A 22,077-nucleotide genomic window follows, 5' to 3' on the forward strand; every position below is an offset into this window, starting at 1 on the left:
TAAAGATATGCACCTTTTTATGGCGGTTGCGTGACACATTAGTGCACGTATAACGCAACCGCGTTACTTATAGAAACAACCAATCAGCCGCGGTAGTAGCGCTGTGGAACGAATGGCATTTTGCTTACAAGCAAAGGCACCCTTTTCCCACGCACGATGGCCCAGACCGGCGTATCCAGTGCCACATAGGCGCTGTCCAGGTAACCCATCGCCAACGGCGCGCCCAAGGTCGGGCCGAAACCGCCGCTGCACACAGAACCGATGATCTCGCCGGCTTCGTTGACGATCTCCGCGCCTTCACGCACGGGTGTGCGTTCCTGGGGCAGCAGGCCGACGCGTTTGCGCTTCACGCCGCCCTGTTGTTGGGCGAACACGCTCTCAGCGCCGGGGAAACCACCGGCGCGGGCGCCATCGGCACGCCGCACTTTGGAAATGGCCCACAGCAGGCTGGCTTCGATCGGCGTCGTCTCGGTGTTCATGTCGTGGCCATACAGGCACAGGCCGGCTTCCAGGCGCAGGGAGTCACGGGCACCGAGGCCGATGGCCGCGACTTCCGGCTCGGCCAGCAAGGCGCGGGCGAGTTTTTCCGCGTCGGCGGCGGGTACGGAAATTTCGAAACCGTCTTCACCGGTGTAGCCCGAACGGCTGACAAAGCAATCCACGCCCAACAGCGTGACGCGCTGGAACTGCATGAAGGTCATCTTCGCCACGTCCGGCGCCAGGCGGGCGAGCACGGTGACGGCGGCCGGGCCTTGCAGGGCGAGCAGGGCACGGGCCTCGAACAGCGGCTCGACATTGCATTGATCGCCAATGTGCGCACGCAGGTGGGCCAGGTCCTGATCCTTGCAGGCGGCGTTGACCACCAGGAACAGTTCGTCATTGCCCAGGTTGGCGACCATCAGGTCGTCAAGGATGCCGCCGTTGTCGTTGGTGAACATGGCGTAGCGCTGCATGCCCACCGGCAGGTCGGTGATGTCCACTGGTACCAGGGTTTCCAGGGCCTTGGCGGCGCCTGCGCCGCTCAGGCGGATCTGGCCCATGTGGGACACGTCGAACAGCCCGGCCTGATCGCGGGTGTGCTGGTGTTCCTTCATCACGCCCAGTGGGTACTGCACCGGCATGTCGTAGCCGGCGAACGGCACCATGCGGGCGCCGAGTTCGAGGTGCAGGGCGTGCAACGGGGTTTTCAACAGTTGTTCGGTGGACATATCAGCTCCTGGAAAATGAGAGTGGCGCGCGTCAGCATTCGATGATGTTGACCGCCAGACCGCCGCGGGCGGTCTCCTTGTATTTGCTTTTCATGTCGGCGCCGGTCTGGCGCATGGTGCGGATGACTTTGTCGAGGGAGACAAAGTGATGTCCATCGCCGCGCATGGCCATGCGCACCGCGTTGATGGCTTTCACCGAGCCCATGGCGTTGCGTTCGATGCACGGCACCTGCACCAGCCCGCCGATCGGATCGCAGGTCAGGCCGAGGTTGTGTTCCATGCCGATCTCGGCGGCGTTTTCCACTTGCTGCACGGTGCCGCCGAGCACTTCGCACAAGGCCCCGGCAGCCATGGAACAGGCCACGCCGACTTCACCCTGGCAACCGACTTCGGCGCCGGAGATGGAGGCGTTTTCCTTGTACAGGATGCCGATGGCGGCGGCGGTCAGCAGGAACCGCACCACGCCATCCTCGCTGGCCCCGGGGATGAAGCGCATGTAGTAATGCAGCACGGCCGGGACGATGCCCGCCGCCCCGTTGGTCGGGGCGGTGACGACGCGACCGCCGTAGGCGTTTTCTTCGTTGACGGCCAAGGCATACAGGTTGACCCAATCGAGCACCGACAGCGGGTCGCGCAGTGCGGCTTCGGGGTTCTTGCACAACTGGCGATGCAACGCAGCGGCCCGGCGCTTGACCTTCAGCCCGCCCGGCAGAATCCCTTCGTTGCGACAGCCGGCCGCCACGCAATCCTGCATCACCTGCCAGATCTTCAGCAGGCCGGCGCGGGTCTCGGCTTCGGGGCGCCAGGCGCTTTCGTTGGTCAGCATCACCTGGCTGATGGACAGGCCATAGGTGGTGCAATGGCCCAGCAGGTCCTTGGCGCTCTTGAACGGGAAGGTCAGGGGCGTGGCGTCTTCGACGATGCGGTCGGCGCCAGCGGCGTCTTCATCCACGACAAAGCCGCCACCGACCGAGTAGTACTCGCGGCTGCGCACTTGCAGCCCGGCGGCATCGAAGGCGCGGAAGATCATGCCGTTGGGGTGAAAGGCCAGCGGCTTGCGGATCATCGCCAAGTGCAGTTTTTCGTTGAATTCGATGGCGTGTTCGCCGAGCAGGTTCAGGCGACCGTTGCTGCGGATCTCCTGGAGCCGGGCGTTCACCGTTTCGGTGTCCACGGTGTCGGGATGCTCGCCCTCCAGGCCCAGCAGCACGGCCTTGTCACTGCCATGGCCCTTGCCGGTGGCACCGAGCGAGCCGTAGAGCTCGACCTTGACGCTGGTAATGCTTTCAAGCAGATCGTCACGGCGCAGCCCCTCGGCGAAACGGGCAGCGGCACGCATCGGGCCGACGGTATGGGAGCTGGAAGGACCGATACCGATCTTGAACAGGTCGAACACGCTTAACGACATGGTGTTTCTCCGGTTTCTTTTTATGAGGATCGACGGTTATGAAATGGGGCACAGGCTCCTTTGTGGGAGCGAGCTTGCTCGCGATAGCGGAGTGTCAGTCAACATTTCTGTCAGCTGTCACACCGCTATCGCGAGCAAGCTCGCTCCCACAGGGAGATGTGGTTTCCTTGAGAAGGTGACCTTCCACAAGGTTCGCGGTGTTGTTGAGAGGTGGCGAGCAAGCCCGCCCCTCCATAGGTCAAGCGTAGCTTTCGATCGACGGGCAGGCGCAGACCAGGTTGCGGTCGCCGAACACGTTGTCGACCCGGCCCACCGGCGGCCAGTACTTGCCATCGATCAACGACGCCACCGGGTACACCGCCTGTTCGCGGCTGTAGGGGTGAGTCCACTCGCCGACGAGCTCCGCCGCGGTGTGGGGGGCGTTCTTCAGTGGGTTGTCGTCTTTGTCCAGGCTGCCGTTTTCCACCGCGCGGATTTCTTCGCGGATGCAGATCATGGCGTCGCAGAAACGGTCCAGTTCTTCCTTGGATTCGCTTTCGGTCGGTTCGATCATCAACGTGCCGGCTACCGGGAACGACATGGTCGGCGCGTGGAAACCGAAGTCGATCAGGCGCTTGGCCACGTCATCGACACTGATGCCACTGCTGTCCTTGAGCGGACGCAAATCGAGAATGCACTCGTGGGCCACCAGGCCGTTGCTGCCGGAGTAGAGCACTGGGTAGTGTTCTTCCAGGCGACGGGCGATGTAGTTGGCGTTGAGGATCGCCAGTTGCGACGCGCGCTTGAGGCCCGCACCGCCCATCATGCGGATGTACATCCAAGTGATCGGCAGGATGCTCGCGCTGCCGAACGGCGCCGCGCACACTGCGCCTTCCTTGCGCGCCATGTTGGCGTGGCCCGGCAGGAACGGTGCCAGGTGCGACTTGACGCCAATCGGACCGACGCCCGGGCCGCCACCGCCGTGAGGAATGCAGAAGGTCTTGTGCAGGTTCAGGTGCGACACGTCGCCGCCGAACTTGCCCGGGGCGCAGAGGCCGACCATGGCGTTCATGTTGGCGCCGTCGATGTACACCTGGCCGCCATTGTCATGAATGATGCCGCAGATTTCGCGGATGCCTTCTTCGAATACGCCGTGGGTGGACGGGTAGGTGATCATCAGCGCGGCGAGGTGTTCGCGGTGCTCGATGGCCTTGGCCCGCAGGTCTTCGATGTCGACGTTGCCACGGGCATCGCAGGCGGTCACGACCACGCGCATGCCGGCCATGTTGGCGGTGGCCGGGTTGGTGCCGTGGGCCGAGGACGGGATCAGGCAGATGTCGCGACGGTCTTCGCCACGGCTCTGGTGATAGGCGCGGATCGCCAGCAGGCCGGCGTATTCGCCCTGGGAACCGGCGTTGGGTTGCAGCGATACCGCGTCATAGCCGGTGGCGGCGCAGAGCATGGCTTCCAACTCGTCGGTCAGTTGCTGGTAGCCAGCGCTTTGCTCGGCCGGGGCGAACGGGTGCAGGGCGCCGAACTCGGCCCAGGTCACCGGGATCATTTCGCTGGCGGCGTTGAGTTTCATGGTGCAGGAGCCCAGCGGGATCATGGTGCGATCCAGGGCCAGGTCCTTGTCGGCGAGCTTGCGCAGGTAGCGCATCAGCTCGGTTTCGGAGTGGTAGCGGTTGAACACCGGGTGGCTGAGGATCGCCGATTGGCGCACCAGCTCGGCCGGGATGCGGCTTTGCACGGTGGCGGCCAGTGCCGCGAAGTCCGGCAGTGCCTTGCCGTCGGCCAACAGGTTCCACAGCGCTTCGACGTCAGCTTGGCTGGTGGTCTCGTCCAGGGACAGGCCCAGGCGTTCCGTGTCCACCACACGCAGGTTGATGCGTTGGGCGCGGGCCTTGTCGTGCAGGGCGGCGGTTTGCGCGCCGGTGCGCAGGGTCAGGGTGTCGAAGAAGCTCTCTTGCTCGACGCTCAGGCCCAGCGCGCCCAGGCCCTTGGCGAGGATCGCGGTCAGGTGATGGATGCGATTGGCAATTTGCACCAGGCCCTTGGGGCCGTGGTACACGGCGTACATGCTGGCGATGTTGGCCAGCAGCACCTGGGCGGTGCAGATGTTGCTCGTGGCTTTCTCGCGGCGGATGTGTTGCTCGCGGGTCTGCATCGCCAGGCGCAGGGCCGGCTTGCCGAAACGGTCCACGGAAACACCGACCAGGCGGCCGGGCATGTCGCGCTTGAACGCGTCCTTGGTGGAGAAGTACGCCGCGTGTGGGCCGCCGAAGCCCAGCGGCACGCCGAAGCGCTGGGCACTGCCGATGGCCACGTCGGCACCGAATTCACCCGGCGGGGTCAGCAAGGTCAGGGCCAACAGGTCTGCGGCAACGGCCACCAGGGCGTTGGCGGCGTGGAAGCGTTCGGTCAGTTCGCGGTAGTCGAACAGGTCGCCGTTGCTGGCCGGGTATTGCAGCAGCGCGCCGAAGAAGCCGCTGACGTCGCTCAGTTCGCGCTCATCGCCCACCACTACGTCGATGCCCAGGGGCTCGGCACGGGTGCGCAGCACGTCGAGGGTTTGCGGGTGGCTGTGCACGGAGGCGAAGAAGGCGTTGCTGCCCTTGTTCTTGCTCAGGCGCTTGCAGAAGGTCATGGCTTCGGCGGCGGCGGTGGCTTCGTCGAGCAACGAGGCGTTAGCGATCGGCAGGCCGGTGAGGTCGCTGATCAGGGTCTGGAAGTTCAACAGCGCTTCGAGACGGCCCTGGGAGATTTCAGGCTGATACGGGGTGTAGGCGGTGTACCAGGCCGGGTTTTCCAGCAGGTTGCGCAGGATCGGTGCCGGCGTGTGGCAGTTGTAGTAGCCCTGGCCGATGTAGGTCTTGAACAGTTGGTTCTTGCTGGCGATGGCCTTGATCGAGGCCAGTGCGTCGGCTTCGCTCTGGCCGTCGCCCATGTCCAGCACGCTGGTGCCCTTGATGCTTTCCGGGATGACGCTGGCGCTCAACGCTTCCAGGGAGTCGTAACCCAGGCGCTCGAGCATGGCTTGCTCGTCGCTGGAACGCGGGCCGATGTGGCGGGCGATGAATTCGTTGGCGGTGCCGAGATTAACGGTCATGGTGCGCTCCTCAGGCTTCGGCGTTGGCTTTGATCAGGCGATCGTAGGCGTCTTGATCCAACAGCTTAGCCACTGCGTCGGCGTCGGTCGGTTTAAAGCGGAAGAACCAGCCTTCGCCCAGCGGATCTTCGTTGACCAGTTCCGGGCTGGCGTCGAGCTTGTCGTTCACTTCGAGCACTTCACCGTCCAGGGGCATGTACACACCGCTGGCAGCCTTGACCGACTCCACGGTAGAGGCCTCGGCGCCTTTGTCATAGGCCTGCAATTCAGGCAGTTGCACAAAAACCACGTCGCCCAATGCGTTCTGCGCGAAAGCGGTAATGCCTACGGTGACGCTGCCGTCGGCTTCGGTGCGCAGCCATTCGTGATCTTCAGTGAAACGCAACTCGCTCATGGAAACTCCTGGGGCCAGATTCGTCTGGTGGACGCGAAGAAAGGCGCGGGGCTTGGCCCGGCCGAATGGTTATATCCATAGCAAGAATGCGGCCAATGTTATTAATGTCTTATGTATCAATGGTTTGAATGGTTTCATCAAGTCTTGGATTGACTTGGCTGTAGCGAAATCGCTACAGCTGGACGCCTGGAAAAAATCGTTGTGGGATCAAAGCCTTGCACGGTGCAGGTTAGCGCAAAGTGTAGCGATATCGTTCCACTGTAGCGCTTTCAGTACAGGTGGAGGTCGTTTTTGGCTTCGATTCTGAAGGCACGCCGGCCCATGGAAAACCCAAAAAGTCAGATGGGTGTCCACCTTTTTGGGGTCAGTCACCTTGTGGGAGCGAGCTTGCTCGCGATAGCGGTGGTTCAGTTTGCATTGAGGTGACAGGCAGTCCCCATCGCGAGCAAGCTCGCTCCCACAGGGGCCTACGGCTTCCCGGAAATTCCGTACTTGCGCAACCGATGGGCAATCGCGGTATGGGAGGTTTGCAGGCGGCTGGCCAACTGGCGGGTGGAGGGGTAGTTGGCGTAGAGGCTTTCGAGCAGGTGCTTCTCGAAGGTTTCCACGGCCTGTTCCAGGCTTTCGACTTCCACATCGCCCTGGCGCGCCACGGAGGTGCCGGCGATGTCCAGGTCGCCGATGTCCACCAGGCTGCTTTCGCAGATGGCGGCGGCGCGGAAGATCACGTTCTGCAATTGCCGCACGTTGCCCGGCCAGCGGTTGCCCAGCAGCGCCGGATACGTACCGGGAGCCAGGCGGCAGACCGGGCGCTGGATCTGCGCGCAGGCCTGCTGCATGAAGTAGCGCGCCAGCAGCAGGATGTCCTGGCCGCGTTCACGCAGCGGCGGGACTTCGACGTTGAGCACGTTCAGGCGATAGAACAGGTCCTCGCGGAACGAGCCTTCGCTGACCATTTTCTCCAGGTTGCGGTGGGTGGCGCTGAGGATCCGCACGTTGACCTTGACTTCCCGGTCGCCGCCCACTCGGCGGAAGCTGCCATCGTTCAAGAAACGAAGGAGCTTGGCTTGCAGGTACGGCGACATCTCGCCGATTTCATCGAGGAATACCGTGCCCTGGTTCGCCAACTCCATCAGCCCTGGCTTGCCGCCCCGTTGCGCCCCGGTGAAGGCGCCGGGGGCGTAGCCGAACAGCTCGCTTTCCGCCAGGTTCTCCGGCAGCGCGGCGCAGTTCAGGGCCAGGAACGGCGCGCTGTGACGGGCGCTGATGGCGTGACAGGCCCGGGCCACCAGTTCCTTGCCGGTGCCGGTTTCGCCCTGGATCAGCAGCGGTGCATCCAGGGCCGCGACGCGCTGGGCCCGGGCCTTGAGGGTGCGGATCGCCGGGGATTCGCCCAGCAGCGCGTCGAAACCTTCGGCGTGGTCATGGTGCAGGGCTGACAGACGCTCGCCGATGCGATTGGGCTGATAGAGCGTCAGCAGCGCGCCGGCGTCGGTGATGGGCGTGGCGTCCAGCAGCAAGGTCTGGCCATTGAGGGTGACCTCCCGCAAGGGCAGGCGGAAACCATTTTCCAGCAGGGCGCCGAGCAATGCCTCGTCACTGAACAGCTCGGCCACGCTTTCCCCGGCCGGTTCACGACCATACAGGGCGATCAGCGCCGGGTTGGCCAGCAACACCTTGCCGACGCTGTCCAAGGCCAGCACGGGGTCGGTCATGGCGGCGAGCAAGGCATCGAGCTGCAAGTGCCGACGCTGGCCCGGCAAGATGTCCACCACGGTGACCGCTTGCACGCCGCGCACGCTGAACAGCGCCTCGCGCAGCTCGTCGAGCACTTGTGGGCTGAGGGTCGGGGCATCGATGTAGACGTTGGGCGGCACCATCTCCACCGCATCCAGGTTGAGATTGCGCCCACCGAGCAAGGCCAGGACTTCCTGGGTGATGCCGACGCGGTCGATGAAACTGACGTGGATACGCATGGGGCGGTTTTGGGTTCTGGGATGCGGAGGGTGGCCAGTATGCCTTGGGGCGGGCTGTTGGTGAAATCCTGGGACGGTACTTGAGAAAACTACCTTGGCCCTTGTGGGAGCGAGCTTGCTCGCGATAGCGGAATGTCAGTCAACCTCTCTGCTGGCTGTCACACCGCTATCGCGAGCAAGCTCGCTCCCACAGGTGGACAGTGGTGAGGCGAAAATTTCTACAACCCCACATCCCATTCCGGCGTCTCGGGAAACTTCAGCACCAGAAAATCCAGCAGGCTGCGCAGCGCCGAGGGCATGTGCTTGCGTGAGGCGTACACCGCGTACATGTTCATCCGGCGCGGTTCGGCATGGGGCAGCAGGCGGATCAGTTCGCCGTTCTTGAGGTGGGCGCCGGCCTGGTAGCTGGGTAGCATCGCCACGCCTGCGCCGGCTATCGTGGCTTGAAGCAATGTGCTGGCTTCGTTGGCGCTGATGTTGCCTTGCACCGGCACCGAGACCTGCTCGCCGTCCTGCTCGAAATGCCACAGGCTCTTGCCGACGTAGGAGTGGGTCAGGCAGTTGTGCCGGCTCAGGTCTTCCACGCGCAGCGGTGTCGAATGCTCACGCAGATACCGCGGCGAGGCGCAGATCACCGAACGGCAGACCGTCAGGCGGCGGGCGATCAGGTTCGGGTCCAGGTCGTTGCTCATACGGATCGCCAGGTCGATGCGCTCGTCCACCAGGTTCACGGTGCGGTCGAGCATCTGCAGGTCGATGCTCACCCCTGGATAGTGCTTGACGTAGTCGGCCATGGCGCTCGCCAGTTGGGCCTGGCCGAACGAAGTGCTGGCGCTGATGCGCAACATGCCCCGTGGCGCGTCGTCCGGGGTGCCGACGGCGGCTTGCATGTCGCCGGACAGCTCCAGCATCTGCCGACAGCGCGGCAGGATCTCGGAGCCTGCGGCCGTCAGGCTCAGCTTGCGGGTGGTGCGGTGCATCAACCGGGCGCCGACCCAGTCTTCCAGCTCCGCCAAGTAGCGCGATACCACCGGCCGCGACAGGTCCAGGTGCTCAGCCGTTGCCGACTGACTGCCCAGGTCGACCACCGTGACAAACACCCGCATTGCTTGTAGACGATCCATGATTTGCCCGATTTCAGAAACAAACTATGTTCCAGCATCGCATTTTTTGTAACGAGTCAGGTAACTAAGCTCAGTCTCATTCCCCTGACGGGTTTTTGGACAACGGAGCACACATGACCGGCTTTATCCCACTCAAGCGCCTGCTACTGGCAACTGTCGCCCTGGTTTTCACTGCCCAGACCTGGGCCGCCGACTTGACGCTCGACGTCTACAACCCTGGCGCGGCGGCGGTTTTTCCGGTGACTTCGGTGTTGGTCAGCGGTGAAAAAGAGGCGATTCTGGTGGATGCCCAGTTCGGCAAATCCCAGGCCGCCCAGGTGGTGGAAAAAATCCGCGCCAGTGGCAAGCGATTGACCACGATCTACATCAGCCATGGCGATCCAGACTACTATTTTGGTCTGGAGACCCTCACCGCCGCGTTCCCTGAGGCCAAGGTGCTGGCGTCGGCGCCGACCGTCGAACACATCAAGCACACCATGGACGGCAAACTGAAATACTGGGGGCCGATCCTGAAGACCGATGCGCCGGCCAAAGCCATCGTGCCCCAGGTGCTCAAGGGCGACAGCCTGACCCTGGAAGGCCAGCGCTTGCAGGTCGTCGGCCTCGATGGTCCGCAGCCGGACCGCAGTTTCGTGTGGATTCCATCGATCAAGGCCGTGGTTGGCGGTGTCGTGGTGGCCGAGAACATTCATGTATGGATGGCCGATACCCAGACGCCGCAGTCTCACAAGGATTGGCTGGCGACGCTGGAGACTGTCGAAAAGCTGCAACCGAGCACGGTGATTCCGGGTCACTACCTGGGTGACAGCGCCCGTTCCCTGGCCCCGGTGCGCTTCACCGCCGATTACATCAAGGCTTTCGACGAAGAAACCGCCAAGGCCAAGGATTCCGCCGCGCTGATCCGTGCCATGAAACTACGCTATCCGGACCTGGGTGAAGACAGCTCCCTGGAGCTCAGTGCCAAGGTGGCGAAGGGCGAGATGAAGTGGTGAATGACTGATTGTGTGGCGGGGTGCTTGTTATCAATGGCTTTTGGCTGAGGTGCTTTTGTGGCGAGGGAGCTTGCTCCCGCTCGGCTGCGAAGCAGTCGCAAAACGATCCACGGGGTCTGCCCGACGTAGGGTATCCACCGGTTTGGGGTCGCTACGCGACCCAGCGGGAGCAAGCTCCCTCGCCACATATGCCACGACGATGTACCGCGTCAACCGCTTTAAATGGCATTTATGTGTAATCACTGGAGAACACCATGAGCAAGATCGCAATCATCGGCGCCACCGGGCGTGCGGGTAGCCAACTGTTGGAAGAGGCCCTGCGCCGTGGTCACAGCGTGACGGCCATTGCCCGTAACACCGCGAAAATCGGCGAAAGGGCCGGGGTGGTCAGCAAGCAGTTGGACGTATTGGACAGCGAGGCGCTGATCGCCGCCATCGACGGGCATGACGTGGTGATCAGTGCCGCGCACTTTGCCAGCGTGCCGGCCGACAAGCTCATCGCACCGGTGAAAGCCGCCGGGGTCAAGCGCTTGCTGGTGGTCGGCGGGGCCGGTTCGTTGCTGCTGCCGGATAACAGCCGGGTGATCGACAGCGATGGCTTCCCGGAGGAATACCTGGCCGAAGCCAGCGCCGGTGCATTGTTCCTGGATGTGCTGCGCAAGGAGCAGGACCTGGACTGGACCTTTCTCTCGCCTTCGGCGGAGTTCGTCGAAACCGAGCGCACGGGCCAGTTCCGTGTCGGCAAGGATCACCTGCTGTTCGACGCCGACGGGCGTAGCTGGATCAGCTTTGCCGACTACGCCATTGCGCTGATCGATGAAGTGGAAACGCCGCAGTTTTCGCGGACGCGGTTTACCGTCGGTTATTGAGCCGTAGGTTTTTGTAGGATCAGCCGTGAACCCGCACCCAAACGGTGACCAGCACCGTCGCTGCCATCAGCCAGGCGACGGCTGCCACGGCCAATGAGGCTTCGAGGCGCAGGCGGTCGACCATGACGTACAGCGTTGCGAGATAGACGAAGTATGGAATGATCGACCACATGCCAAACACGATGGTGGTCTTCAGATCGTCCACCGAGCGGCCTTTGCCGACGATGTAGTGGGCAATCAGGGCGAAGGTGGGGAACAGCGGCACCAGCCCGGCGATGTAGTAATTCCTGGTCTTGGCCAGCATCGCCAGGATAACCACCACGGCCGCACCCAGCGCCGCCTTGAAAATCAGGTCCACACGTTCACCCTTCGGTTAATGGCTCAGGCCATATTTTTTGACTTTGTCGAACAGCGTGGTCTTGGCCATGCCCAGCTCCTGACTGGCCTGGGTCAGGTTGCCCCCGCTGCGTTGCAGGGCGTCCACCAGCAGGTTGCGCTCGAAGGCTTCCACCGCTTCGGCGAAGGCCAGGCCCTGGCTGCCGCCACTGGCACCGGAGCGCTTGAACGCCGGCAGGCCGAGGGCGTAGCGCTCGGCGACGTTGCGCAGTTCGCGCACGTTGCCCGGCCAGTCGTGGCTCATCAGGTTCGACAGGGTCTGGTTGTCCAGCTCCGGCACCGTGCGGTCGAAACGCAGGGACGACTGCTGAAGAAAATGCTCGAACAATTGCAGGATGTCTTCGCGCCGCTCGCGCAGTGGCGGCAGTTCCAGGGTCACCACGTTGAGGCGGTAATACAGGTCGCTGCGGAATTGCCCGGACCGGCCCATTTCGTCCAGGTCGGACTTGGTGGCGGCGATCACCCGGCAATCCACCGCCACGCTCTGGTTCGAGCCCAGGCGTTCTAGGGTGCGTTCCTGCAACACGCGCAACAACTTGATCTGCAAGGGCAGGGGCATGCTTTCCACTTCATCGAGAAACAGCGTGCCGCCATCGGCGTGCTCGATCTTGCCGATCCGGCGTTTGCCGGCCCCGGTGAAGGCGTTGGCCTCGTGGCCGAAAATCTCGCTTTCGAACAGGTTCTCCGGCAGGCCGCCGCAGTTCAGTGCGACGAACTGCTTGTCGTGGCGCCGGCTGAAATCATGCAGGCAGCGGGCGACCAGTTCCTTGCCGGTGCCGGTTTCGCCTTCGATCAGGACGTTGGCCGAGGTGTCGGCGACGTTGGCGATCAGCGCGCGCAGATGCTGCATGGCCGGCGAGCGGCCAATGATCCGGCCTTCCAGGGAGTCGCGTTCGGCCAGTTGCCGACGCAGCGATGACACTTCCCGGGCCAGGCTGCGCTGTTCCAGGGCGCGACGGGCGACGTCCACCAGGCGCTCAGGGGAGAAGGGTTTCTCCATGAAGTCATAGGCGCCTTTTTGCATGGCACCGACGGCCATGGAAATGTCGCCGTGGCCGGTGATCAGCACCACCGGCAGGCTGCGGTCCCGTGCCTTGAGACGAGTCAGCAGTTCCAGGCCGTCGATGCCCGGCAGCCGAATGTCGCTGATGACGATGCCGGCAAAGTTATCGTCGACTCGCTCCAGGGCCTCTTCGGCGCTGCCCACGCCGATGCAGGGAATGTCCTCCAGGCTCAGGGCCTGCTGGCAGCCCAGCAGGACGTGGGGGTCGTCTTCGACGATCAGTACGCTCAGGTCGTGGTTCATAGCGGCTCGGCAGGTGAAAGGCTGACCAACGGTAGATTGAGGACAAACGTAGTGCCACGCTCAAGCGGGTACTCGACGCCCAGGTGCCCGCCCGCGGCGGCGGCCAGGCTCGCCGAGAGCGTCAGGCCCAGGCCCAGGCCTTGTTCGCCAGGTTTGGTGGTGAAGAACGGTTCGAACAAATGCTTGCGGGCTTCAGGATCGATGCCGTGACCATTGTCCCGCACCCGAAGGCGATATTTGCCATCGGCGGCCTGGCCGTCGAGCCACAGTTTCGGCTCCGGTTGCGTTTGCATGGCGTCTAGGGCGTTGCCGATCAGGTTCACGAGGATCTGTTCGAGGCGGGTCTGGTCGATTTGCAATTGGACGTCATCGAAACCGCTGTGGATCTGGATGTCCAGGTTTTCCAGGCGCCCGCCCAGCAATTGCAATGCGGCCTCGACGGCCTTGCCCAGGCTCGCCCGGCCCTGGTCGTCGCCGCGCCGGGCGAAGGCGCGTAGGCTGGCGGTGATCCGACCCATGCGGTCGATCAATTCGTTGATGGTCTTGAGGTTGGTGCTGGCGATGTCCAGCTGGCCGCGCTCCAGGAAGCGCACGGTATTGCCGGACAAGGTGCGCAGCGCCGCCAGCGGCTGGTTGAGCTCATGGGCGATGCTGGTGGACATCTGGCCGATGGCCGCCAGTTTACCGGCCTGGACCAGTTCGTCCTGGGCCCGGCGCAAGGTCTCTTCGGCCTGGCGCCGCTCGCGGATCTGGCCCTTGAGTCGTTCGTTGCTGGCGCGCAGGTCGGTGGTGCGTTCGGTAATCCGACGCTCGAGCTGGTTGTTGGCTTCCTGCAAGGCTTCCCGGGCCGCAAGGCGGGTGGCGATGACCTTGCGTCGTTCGTTCCAGGCGATCAGCAGGAACGCCACCAGGGCGAAGGCCACGGCCACCAGGATGCCTTGGTTGATCGCCTGGCGACGCAGGTCTTCAAGGGGCGTGAGCAAGGTGAAATTCCACGGGGTATCGCTCAAGGGCCGGGTCTGCGACAAATAGCTGATGGCGCGCTCGTCGGACACCAGTTCGGTGTTGGCCGGGAAGGTCAGCTTCTCCATGCCTTCGGCCAGGCGTTCCCGGGCCAGGGGCACCAGTTCATTGAGCGGGAACCAATAATATTGCAGGCTGCGGGCCAGGCGTTCCTTGGTCTCGTCGCTCAGGGGGCGCACCGACTTGAGCCGTCGCGCCGGGTCGCTGGACAGGATGATGATGCCGTTTTCATCACTGACGAACGCCTCCAGCCGCGCTCGCTGCCAGCGCTCTTCCATGGCTTCGAGGCGCACCTTGACCACGGCCACGCCAATGATCTTGCCCTGTTGCTCCAGGCCATGGGCCAGGTAGTAACCGGGTTCGCCATTGGTGCTGCCGATGCCGTAGAACCGTCCCGGCTGGCCGCGTACGGCGTTCTGGAAATAGGCGCGGAAGGACAGGTCTTCGCCCAGGTAACTGTCGACATCGCGCCAGTTGCTGGTGGCCATCACCCGACCGGTGGTGTCCATCACGTAGATGGCCCGGCTGCGGCTACGGCGGTTCAGGCCTTCGAGGTATTCGTTGACGGTCTTGCGATGCTCGGGCGTGGGGTCGTCGAGCAGTTGCGAGACACTCGATTCAAGCTCCAGCAGGCTGGGCAGGTAGGTGTACTTGCTGATCTCGCTCTCGACCGCACGGGCGTGCAGCTCCAACTGACGCTCGCCATTCTCGGCGAGGCCACGTACGCCATAGTGCTCGCTGATCCAGAAGCCGAGGTAACCCAGGCCGATCATCAGCGCAATGACCAGCGGCGGCAGGAACAGATGGCGGATCAGGCGGGGTTTCACGGCGAGTGATGGCGGCGCGGCGCGATAAAGGGTGGGGTCGCATTTCATCACAGAAGCCTTGGGTCAACCACAACACAAATCTACAAGCCAACTCCGATCCCTTGTGGGAGCGAGCTTGCTCGCGAAAACGGTGTGTCAGCCACATTGATGTTGAATGTGCTGCCCTATTCGCGAGCAAGCTCGCTCCCACAGTGGGGAGCGGTGTTTTAGTGCTGCAGGATTTTCTCAAGGAAATGCTGCGCGCGTTCGGAGCGGGCACTGATGTCGCCGAAGAACTCTTCTTTCTTGCAGTCCTCGATGATCTGGCCCTGGTCCATGAAGATCACCCGGTTCGCCACTTTGCGGGCGAAGCCCATTTCGTGGGTCACGCACATCATGGTCATGCCTTCGTGGGCCAGTTGCACCATCACGTCGAGCACTTCGTTGACCATTTCCGGGTCAAGGGCCGAGGTCGGTTCGTCGAACAGCATCACCACCGGGTCCATCGCCAGGGCACGGGCGATCGCCACGCGTTGCTGCTGGCCGCCGGAGAGCTGGCCCGGGTGCTTGTGGGCGTGGGCCGAGAGACCGACCCGCTCAAGCAGTTGCAGGCCTTTCTTGGTGGCTTCTTCCTTGCTGCGGCCCAGCACCTTGATCTGCGCGATGGTCAGGTTTTCGGTGATGGTCAGGTGCGGGAACAGCTCGAAATGCTGGAACACCATGCCCACGCGCGAACGCAGTTTCGGCAGATTGGTCTTCGGGTCGGCGATGGAGGTGCCATCGACCACGATGTCGCCTTTCTGGAACGGCTCCAGGGCGTTCACGCATTTGATCAGCGTGGATTTGCCCGAACCCGATGGCCCGCACACCACCACAACTTCACCCTTGCTGACCTCGGTGCTGCAATTGGTCAGTACCTGGAAGTCCCCATACCACTTGTTGATGTTCTTGATAGAGATCATACGGCGAACCTTTTTTGCAGACGCTTGACCAGCAGCGAGGCGGCAAAGCTGATTGTGAAGTACACGAGACCTGCGATGATCAGGAACTCATTGGAGCGGCCGATGATGTCGCCATTGGCCCGCGAAGCATTGAGGAAGTCCACCAGGCCGACCGTGTAGACCAGCGAGGTGTCCTGAAACAGGATGATGCTCTGTTGCAGCAGCAGCGGGGTCATCTTGCGAAACGCCTGGGGCAGGATGATCAGGCGCATGGTCTGGCCATAGTTCATGCCCAGCGCCTGTGCCGCGCCCATCTGGCCCTTGGGGATCGACTGCACGCCGGCCCGCACGATTTCACAGAAGTACGCGGCTTCGAACATCATGAATGCCACGACGCAGGAGCCGAACGCACCGATCGGCGTGTCTTCGCCGGTGATCCAGCGCAGCACGAACGGCACCGCCAGGTAGAACCAGGTGATGACCAGCAGCAGCGGAATCGAGCGGAAATAGTTGACGTAGGCGCCGGCGATGTTGGAGATCAGCTTGTTATGGGACAGGCGCATCAGCGCCAGGATCGTCCCCAGGATGATCCCGCCGACCACACCCATGGCCATCAGCTTGAGGGTCATGACCATGCCGTTCCACAAGCCGGGAATGGCCGGTATGACGCCAGTGAAATCGAATTCCATCATTTACCCCCCACGGAGATCAGGCCGGGCACCGCGACTTTCTTCTCGACCATGCGCATGAGCAGCATCAGGCTCATGTTCAGGGTGAAGTAGATCAGCGTCGCCAGGGTGAAGGCTTCGAACAGGTTGGCGGAGAACTCGGCGGTCTGCTTGGTCTGTGCGAGCAGCTCCATCAGCCCGATCAGCGAGGCCACGGAGGAGTTCTTGAAGACGTTGAGGAATTCCGAGGTAAGCGGCGGAATGATGATCCGATAGGCCTGGGGCAGCAGCACGTTCCAGTAGATCTGCGGCAGCTTGAAACCCATGGCTCGGGCGGCGGATTCCTGGCCGCGCGGCAGCGCCTGGATACCGGTGCGCACTTGTTCGCAGACCCGGGCGGCGGTGAACAGGCCCAGGCACACGACGACGCTCAGGTAGGCCGAGGTGGTCGGGTTCAGGTCCTGCTTGTACCACTCCTGCATATCGGCGGGCAGCAGGTCCGGCACCAGGAAGTACCAGATGAACAGCTGAACCAGCAGCGGCACATTACGGAAGAGTTCCACGTAGCAGGTGGCGATCCCCGACACCAGCCGGTTCGGCACGGTGCGCATCACGCCGAGCACCGAGCCCAGCAGCAGGGCGATGATCCAGGCCACGACGGCGATGGCGATGGTCCAGCCCAGGCCGGCCAGGTACCAGTCGAGATAAATCTCGCTGCCCACGCCGGTGGACTTGAAGAACACGCCCCAGTCCCAGTTGTAATTCATTAGGGTCTCCCCTCAGATCGTTCGAGATACAAATGCCCGCCTGGGGAAGCTCCGTTCCCGCCCGGCTTGGAGGCCAGGCACACGCGATCGGCTCGACAGCCACCGGTTCGAGTGTTTTCCAAATTTGCCAGCAGGGAGTGACCATCCCCTGAAAGGGCCGGGCCCCTTCAGGAGATAAGGTTAGTCAGAAATCAGGATTTCTTGTCGTCAGCCGCTTTATCGGTTGGCTTGGCGATCAATGCCTTGAGTTCGTCGCTCATCGGGAAGTTCAGGTTCAGGCCTTTTGGCGGGATAGGTTGCATGAACCATTTTTCGTAGATCTTGTTGATCTCGCCCGAAGCGTAGGTGGCCTTGATGGCGTCATCCACAGCCTTTTTGAACGGCTCGTCGCCCTTGCGCATCATGCAGCCGTAGATTTCGTAGGACTGCGGTGTACCGGTCACGGCCCAGTCGTCGGCTTTCTTGGCCTTGGCGGCTTCGCCGGCCAGCAGGGCATCGTCCATCATGAAAGCAACGGCACGGCCGCCTTCGAGCATCTGGAAGGACTCGCCATGGTCCTTGGCGGAGATGACGTTCATGCCCATTTGCTTGTCGGCGTTCATGGACTTGAGGAGGCGCTCGGACGTGGTGCCGGCGGTGGTCACGACGTTCTTGCCCTTGAGGTCGTCGAAATCCTTGTACTTGGAGTCTTTCTTGGTCAGCAGCCGAGTGCCGATCTCGAAGATGCCAACGGAGAAGTCAACCTGCTGCTGACGCTCGACGTTGTTGGTGGTGGAGCCGCATTCCAGGTCCACGGTGCCGTTCTGCACCAGCGGGATACGGGTTTGCGAGGTGACCAGGTTGTACTTGACCTGCAGGTTGGGCAGGTCCAGGTCTTTCTTGATCGCTTCGACGACTTTCAGCTGGATGTCGTGGGAGTAGCCGACCGGCTTGCCGGAAGCGTCCGCGATGTAGGAGAACGGAATGGAAGCGTCGCGATGCCCAAGCGTAATGACGCCGGACTCTTTGATCTTTTTCAGTGTGCCGGTCAGTTCGGCTGCGAAAACCGGAGTGCTGATCAGAGCGGCAGCAATGGCTGCGCCCAGGAGATGGGGAACGATACGCATCGATGTTTCCTCGACATTGTTTTTTTTATTTCGGCCGGTTCGTCGGCCCTGAGTACTTCGAGATACCTGGCAGCTCCTGATGTGTTGGCGTACAGGCATTCGTCTCCAGAAGTGTAGAGCATGACTCGTGCCAGACCAGGGTTGTCTATTTAAATTGTTGTTTTGTAAGGTAATTAATGTTTTGTTTCAGGTTTTTTGCGGGTTGTTTTATCCGGTTAGCCGAACTGACCAGTGGGTCGTGTTCGGAAAACCGAATGGCTTGGGCCTGCCCCCGATTCATTGTGGGAGCGAGCTTGCTCGCGATAGCGGTGTGTCAGTCCCATAGACGTTGAGTGTGCTGGCCTCATCGCGAGCAAGCTCGCTCCCACAGGGGGCAGCGGTGGACGCCAGATAGCAAAAAGCCCCTGAATCGCTGGATTCAGGGGCTTTGGGTGTTGCGGGGTATCGGTCAGGCCGCTTCGATCTTGCGACGGTTGTGCTCGACCTTATCCAGGTACTGCTGCAGCTTCTCCTGCTCGGCCGGGGTGGTGAACAAGCCCAGCTTGCTGCGGCGCCACAGGATGTCCTGGGCGTCGATGGCCCACTCGTCGCTGCACAGGTAATCGACTTCGCGGGTGTAGAGGCCGGCGCCGAGGTGTTCGCCCAGGTCGCCCAGGTCATGCACGCCTTCGAGCATGCGCCAGGTACGGCTGCCATAAGTGGTGGCCCAGCGGCGGGCGATGTCGGTCGGCAGCCAGTCGAACTTGTCCCGCAACGCCGAGCACAGCGCTTGCGGGGTGGTCATGTTTTCGCCGCCGGGGAGGGCCTCTACGGCGGTCCAGCTTCCGCGCATCTGCGTGAAGTAGGGCGCCAGTTGCGCCATGGCCGATTCGGCCAATTTGCGATAAGTGGTCAGCTTGCCGCCGAACACCGACAGCAAGGGGGCTTCTTCGCCGCCACCGGAAAGCGCCAGGGTGTAGTCCCGGGTGACGGCCGACGGGTTGTCGGACTCGTCGTTGCACAGCGGACGTACGCCGGAATAGCTGTGCAGGATATCGTCGCGGCTGATCTGCTTCTTGAAGTGGGCGTTGACCACCTTCAGCAGGTAATCGGTTTCGCCTTCGGTGATCGCTACCTTGGCCGGGTCACCGGTGTATTCCCGATCAGTTGTGCCGATCAAGGTGAACTGGTTCAGATACGGAATAGTGAACACGATGCGTTGGTCTTCATTCTGAAGAATGTGCGCATGCTCGCCTTCGTAGAGTTTCGGCACGATCAGGTGGCTGCCCTGGATCAGGCGGATACCGTAGGGCGACTCCATCTTCAGATCGTCGCGAATGAACTTGGCAACCCAAGGACCGGCGGCGTTCACCAGCGCCTTGGCGCGGATCGAAAACAGGCTGCCGTCGGCACGTTCCAGGTGCAAGTGCCACAGGCCTTTGCTGCGGCGGGCGTTCACACAGCGGGTGCGGGTGTGGACATGTGCGCCTTTTTCCCGGGCGGCCATGGCGTTGAGCACCACCAGTCGCGCATCGTCGACCCAGCAGTCGGAATATTCGAAACCTTTGGTGATTTCGCTTTTCAATGCGCTGTCGCCACCGAATTTCAGGCTTTTGGAGCCTGCGAGCTGTTCACGTTTGCCCAGATGATCGTAGAGGAACAGGCCTGCGCGAATCATCCAGGCCGGACGCAGGTGCGGGCGGTGGGGCAGCACGAAGCGCATTTGCTTGACGATATGCGGGGCCTTGGTCAGCAGCACTTCGCGTTCGGCCAGCGCTTCGCGCACCAGGCGGAACTCGTAATGTTCGAGGTAGCGCAGGCCACCGTGGATCAGCTTGCTGCTGGCCGACGAGGTATGGCTGGCCAGGTCGTCCTTTTCACAAAGGAACACCGAAAGACCGCGACCGGCAGCGTCCGCGGCAATCCCCACGCCATTGATACCGCCGCCAATGACGGCGACGTCATAGATCTCGGCGAGAGGGGGCGTAGGCAAGGTAGAAGTGGGCATCGGCTGGCCTCGGGTTCTTTTCGTAATATTTGAATTCGAACATAAATGTTCATTTGCGAAAATACTAGCCCATAAAGACGGCAACAGCCAGCCGTCTTTGATTGAAAATACTGATCAAAGGAAAGTGAAAGGAAAATTTTCGAAGAAATTAGGGAGTGGGGGCAGGCTTGGGGAAATGGCACCGGCGACACGGATAGCGCATCGCCGGGGCTTGCTTGGTATCAACTGCGGCTGACTTGCAGGACGGCGGAAAGCGAATGTATGAGAACGTTTTCATCATTACCCGTGTAGTAGGTAATGCGTACTTCTCCGCCATCCTCGGTCAGGTCCAGGATAGGGCGAACAATGACTACAGAGAGATCAGGGCCTACCCCAAAGCGCTCCATATAGATCACTCTGCCGTCGCGTCCATAGCTTGTCCATCGAGCGTCAATAACCACAAGTCGGGGGAAAAGAACAGTGAGCCCGGGGGCGGCGATCTGGTCCGGGTCCAGCAGGCCATCAGCTGCCGCGGGCACAGTAGGAGGTGGGTTCGACGGGGTTGATGCCCAGGAGACTACAAAATACAGTCCGGTAATCGCCGACTCCTTCTTCGTACCACCGGAAGCCGGAAAAACCTCGTAGCTGACCTGAGGGCGCGCTATATCACCTCCCGCAGGCGTGCCTGGGTCCGCCAATAGAACGCTCTTGGGCACAATGAAATCCAGAAAGCGCTCCGTGTCTCTTACGGATAACTTCGTGTAGTAACTGCTCGCTTCATGACTGCCTCGCCATAACAGCTGGACCGTGTCGTTTTTTGCCATTTCCGGATACACCGCCACGCGGACCACAACCCCTGAGTCGGGAACCGCGGGCAAATCCAGTACCCCTGACTCTGGAGGGACGTCCATGACCATCGGACGATCAAGAAGATGGATGCCGGGAAGATAACGCAGGCTTTTTATCGGATCGTTCATAGTAGTAGCTCCACACACTCAAGTTATGGCAGCTACTACGTGCCGTGGTCATTTGGTTAACGCCCGCTCGGCTGGTACGGAGCGGATCCCCAAACGAACGCAGGAATGAGAGGGCACAAACCCAATGTCAGGGTCTGTCAGCAAATCTGGTATTCGACAGCTTGGCTACTTTCAAACTAGCAGAATTTTCAAGCCCGTAACGCTGGAGGGATAGATGGCAGTCAGACCACCTCCAGCCGAATCTTGTGCTGGCTCAACAACTGCGCCAGGGCCGGCACCGGTTGCTGGTCGGTCACCAGGCAATCGATCAGGCTGATGGGGCCCAGGCGGACCATGGCATTGCGTCCGAACTTGCTGGAGTCCGCCGCCAACAGCACTTGCCGGGCGTTGGCGATGATGGCTTGGGAAACCCGCACTTCCTGGTAGTCGAAGTCCAACAGGCTGCCGTCTTCATCGATCCCGCTGATGCCCACCAGGGCGAAGTCGACCTTGAACTGGTTGATGAAGTCGACGCTGGCCTGGCCCACCACGCCGCCGTCACGTCGTACGTTGCCACCGGCGATCAGGACTTCGAAGTCGTCCTTGGCGCTGAGGATCGAAGCCACGTGCAGGTTGTTGGTGATGACCTTCAGGTGGTTGTGATTGAGCAGGGCCCGGGCGATGGATTCGGTGGTGGTGCCGATGTTGATGAACAGCGAGGCGTGATCGGGGATCTGGGCGGCGATGGCTTCGGCGATGCGTTGTTTTTCGTCGCGCATCTGGTCGGCGCGCATGGCGTAGGCGGTGTTTTCCACGCTTGAGTCGTAGGCGGCGCCGCCGTGGTAGCGGCGCAGCAGGTTCACTTCCGCCAGTTGGTTGATGTCGCGGCGGATGGTTTGCGGAGTGACAACGAATAACTGCGCCATTTCCTCGATGCTGACATAGCCGCGTTCGCGGACCAGTTCGAGGATTTGCTGCTGGCGGGGAGGCAGATTCATGGGGCTTCCTTTGGGCTGCCATACAAAATTTGCCCATGATGCCGCAGGAATCCGATCCCGACCAGTTTCAGAACCTTATCAGGCT

General features: G+C 61.9%; 18 protein-coding genes. 2 read left to right on the forward strand and 16 right to left on the reverse strand.

Annotation, left to right across the window (positions count from 1 at the left end):
- Positions 1–83 precede the first annotated feature (83 nt).
- The 6 genes from gcvT to IB266_RS10610 all read right to left on the reverse strand — a co-directional run bounded on the left by gcvT (position 84) and on the right by IB266_RS10610 (position 9,198).
- Entirely contained in the window at positions 84–1,208 is a 1,125-nt protein-coding gene (gcvT, locus tag IB266_RS10585) for a glycine cleavage system aminomethyltransferase GcvT (RefSeq protein WP_192261161.1), read from the reverse strand.
- Between the two features lie 31 nt (positions 1,209–1,239).
- Positions 1,240–2,616, reverse strand: coding sequence for an L-serine ammonia-lyase (locus tag IB266_RS10590; RefSeq protein WP_092441957.1), 1,377 nt, complete (start codon positions 2,614–2,616; stop codon positions 1,240–1,242).
- A 238-nt stretch (positions 2,617–2,854) separates the two neighbouring features.
- Entirely contained in the window at positions 2,855–5,704 is a 2,850-nt protein-coding gene (gcvP, locus tag IB266_RS10595) for an aminomethyl-transferring glycine dehydrogenase (RefSeq protein WP_192261162.1), read from the reverse strand.
- 10 nt (positions 5,705–5,714) lie between these two features.
- Positions 5,715–6,098, reverse strand: a complete 384-nt coding sequence (gene gcvH, locus IB266_RS10600; protein ID WP_060740920.1) for a glycine cleavage system protein GcvH — start codon at positions 6,096–6,098, stop codon at positions 5,715–5,717.
- 467 nt (positions 6,099–6,565) lie between these two features.
- A complete protein-coding gene (locus IB266_RS10605) occupies positions 6,566–8,074 on the reverse strand; it encodes a sigma-54-dependent transcriptional regulator (RefSeq protein WP_092332056.1) in 1,509 nt (502 codons plus the stop codon).
- Positions 8,075–8,292: 218 nt separating this feature from the next.
- On the reverse strand, positions 8,293–9,198 hold the full coding sequence (locus IB266_RS10610; protein ID WP_060740922.1) for a LysR family transcriptional regulator: 906 nt from the start codon (positions 9,196–9,198) through the stop codon (positions 8,293–8,295).
- 113 nt (positions 9,199–9,311) lie between these two features.
- Between IB266_RS10610 and IB266_RS10615 the strand changes: the two genes are divergently transcribed.
- Together IB266_RS10615 and IB266_RS10620 are read left to right on the forward strand one after the other, a co-directional pair.
- Positions 9,312–10,190 carry an MBL fold metallo-hydrolase gene (locus IB266_RS10615; RefSeq protein WP_192261163.1) on the forward strand — a complete coding sequence of 293 codons (879 nt, stop codon included), beginning with the start codon at positions 9,312–9,314 and terminating at the stop codon, positions 10,188–10,190.
- Between the two features lie 254 nt (positions 10,191–10,444).
- A complete protein-coding gene (locus IB266_RS10620) occupies positions 10,445–11,059 on the forward strand; it encodes an NAD(P)-dependent oxidoreductase (RefSeq protein WP_192261164.1) in 615 nt (204 codons plus the stop codon).
- A gap of 19 nt (positions 11,060–11,078) precedes the next feature.
- Here IB266_RS10620 and IB266_RS10625 read toward each other — a convergent pair whose 3' ends face one another.
- From IB266_RS10625 to IB266_RS10670, 10 genes are all read right to left on the reverse strand, one after another.
- Positions 11,079–11,408 carry a GlpM family protein gene (locus IB266_RS10625; RefSeq protein ID WP_170842284.1) on the reverse strand — a complete coding sequence of 110 codons (330 nt, stop codon included), beginning with the start codon at positions 11,406–11,408 and terminating at the stop codon, positions 11,079–11,081.
- A gap of 24 nt (positions 11,409–11,432) precedes the next feature.
- Complete coding sequence (locus IB266_RS10630) at positions 11,433–12,761, reverse strand: sigma-54-dependent transcriptional regulator (protein WP_058546102.1); 1,329 nt, start codon at positions 12,759–12,761, stop codon at positions 11,433–11,435.
- On the reverse strand, positions 12,758–14,659 hold the full coding sequence (locus tag IB266_RS10635) for a sensor histidine kinase (protein WP_060740926.1): 1,902 nt from the start codon (positions 14,657–14,659) through the stop codon (positions 12,758–12,760). The genes IB266_RS10630 and IB266_RS10635 overlap by 4 nt, the downstream gene beginning before the upstream one ends.
- A gap of 158 nt (positions 14,660–14,817) precedes the next feature.
- Positions 14,818–15,552, reverse strand: a complete 735-nt coding sequence (locus IB266_RS10640; protein WP_003204983.1) for an amino acid ABC transporter ATP-binding protein — start codon at positions 15,550–15,552, stop codon at positions 14,818–14,820.
- Complete coding sequence (locus IB266_RS10645; RefSeq protein ID WP_192261272.1) at positions 15,549–16,220, reverse strand: amino acid ABC transporter permease; 672 nt, start codon at positions 16,218–16,220, stop codon at positions 15,549–15,551. Before IB266_RS10645 ends, IB266_RS10640 begins: the two co-directional genes overlap by 4 nt.
- Positions 16,220–16,966: an amino acid ABC transporter permease gene (locus tag IB266_RS10650; RefSeq protein ID WP_092201528.1), complete on the reverse strand. Its 747-nt coding sequence runs from the start codon at positions 16,964–16,966 to the stop codon at positions 16,220–16,222. The genes IB266_RS10645 and IB266_RS10650 overlap by 1 nt, the downstream gene beginning before the upstream one ends.
- Positions 16,967–17,157: 191 nt before the next feature.
- On the reverse strand, positions 17,158–18,072 hold the full coding sequence (locus IB266_RS10655; protein WP_060740928.1) for a glutamate/aspartate ABC transporter substrate-binding protein: 915 nt from the start codon (positions 18,070–18,072) through the stop codon (positions 17,158–17,160).
- Positions 18,073–18,520: 448 nt separating this feature from the next.
- Complete coding sequence (glpD, locus tag IB266_RS10660) at positions 18,521–20,059, reverse strand: glycerol-3-phosphate dehydrogenase (RefSeq protein WP_192261165.1); 1,539 nt, start codon at positions 20,057–20,059, stop codon at positions 18,521–18,523.
- A gap of 221 nt (positions 20,060–20,280) precedes the next feature.
- Positions 20,281–21,015 (reverse strand): hypothetical protein, encoded by a 735-nt coding sequence (locus IB266_RS10665; RefSeq protein WP_103308474.1) that lies wholly within the window; start codon positions 21,013–21,015, stop codon positions 20,281–20,283.
- A gap of 221 nt (positions 21,016–21,236) precedes the next feature.
- On the reverse strand, positions 21,237–21,992 hold the full coding sequence (locus tag IB266_RS10670) for a DeoR/GlpR family transcriptional regulator (RefSeq protein ID WP_003204973.1): 756 nt from the start codon (positions 21,990–21,992) through the stop codon (positions 21,237–21,239).
- Between the last annotated feature and the right edge of the window lie 85 nt (positions 21,993–22,077).

Source organism: Pseudomonas sp. Pdm06, assembly GCF_014851795.1.
GTDB classification, from domain to species: domain Bacteria; phylum Pseudomonadota; class Gammaproteobacteria; order Pseudomonadales; family Pseudomonadaceae; genus Aquipseudomonas; species Aquipseudomonas fluorescens_AA.

Excerpts from the sequence above, each read along its gene's own strand:
- gcvT (WP_192261161.1), bottom strand. The coding sequence starts at position 1,208 with ATGTCCACCGAACAACTGTTGAAAACCCCGTTGCACGCCCTGCACCTC.
- IB266_RS10590 (WP_092441957.1), bottom strand. The coding sequence starts at position 2,616 with ATGTCGTTAAGCGTGTTCGACCTGTTCAAGATCGGTATCGGTCCTTCC.
- gcvP (WP_192261162.1), bottom strand. The coding sequence starts at position 5,704 with ATGACCGTTAATCTCGGCACCGCCAACGAATTCATCGCCCGCCACATC.
- gcvH (WP_060740920.1), bottom strand. The coding sequence starts at position 6,098 with ATGAGCGAGTTGCGTTTCACTGAAGATCACGAATGGCTGCGCACCGAA.
- IB266_RS10605 (WP_092332056.1), bottom strand. The coding sequence starts at position 8,074 with ATGCGTATCCACGTCAGTTTCATCGACCGCGTCGGCATCACCCAGGAA.
- IB266_RS10610 (WP_060740922.1), bottom strand. The coding sequence starts at position 9,198 with ATGGATCGTCTACAAGCAATGCGGGTGTTTGTCACGGTGGTCGACCTG.
- IB266_RS10615 (WP_192261163.1), top strand. The coding sequence starts at position 9,312 with ATGACCGGCTTTATCCCACTCAAGCGCCTGCTACTGGCAACTGTCGCC.
- IB266_RS10620 (WP_192261164.1), top strand. The coding sequence starts at position 10,445 with ATGAGCAAGATCGCAATCATCGGCGCCACCGGGCGTGCGGGTAGCCAA.
- IB266_RS10630 (WP_058546102.1), bottom strand. The coding sequence starts at position 12,761 with ATGAACCACGACCTGAGCGTACTGATCGTCGAAGACGACCCCCACGTC.
- IB266_RS10635 (WP_060740926.1), bottom strand. The coding sequence starts at position 14,659 with ATGAAATGCGACCCCACCCTTTATCGCGCCGCGCCGCCATCACTCGCC.
- IB266_RS10640 (WP_003204983.1), bottom strand. The coding sequence starts at position 15,552 with ATGATCTCTATCAAGAACATCAACAAGTGGTATGGGGACTTCCAGGTA.
- IB266_RS10645 (WP_192261272.1), bottom strand. The coding sequence starts at position 16,220 with ATGGAATTCGATTTCACTGGCGTCATACCGGCCATTCCCGGCTTGTGG.
- IB266_RS10650 (WP_092201528.1), bottom strand. The coding sequence starts at position 16,966 with ATGAATTACAACTGGGACTGGGGCGTGTTCTTCAAGTCCACCGGCGTG.
- IB266_RS10655 (WP_060740928.1), bottom strand. The coding sequence starts at position 18,072 with ATGCGTATCGTTCCCCATCTCCTGGGCGCAGCCATTGCTGCCGCTCTG.
- glpD (WP_192261165.1), bottom strand. The coding sequence starts at position 20,059 with ATGCCCACTTCTACCTTGCCTACGCCCCCTCTCGCCGAGATCTATGAC.
- IB266_RS10665 (WP_103308474.1), bottom strand. The coding sequence starts at position 21,015 with ATGAACGATCCGATAAAAAGCCTGCGTTATCTTCCCGGCATCCATCTT.
- IB266_RS10670 (WP_003204973.1), bottom strand. The coding sequence starts at position 21,992 with ATGAATCTGCCTCCCCGCCAGCAGCAAATCCTCGAACTGGTCCGCGAA.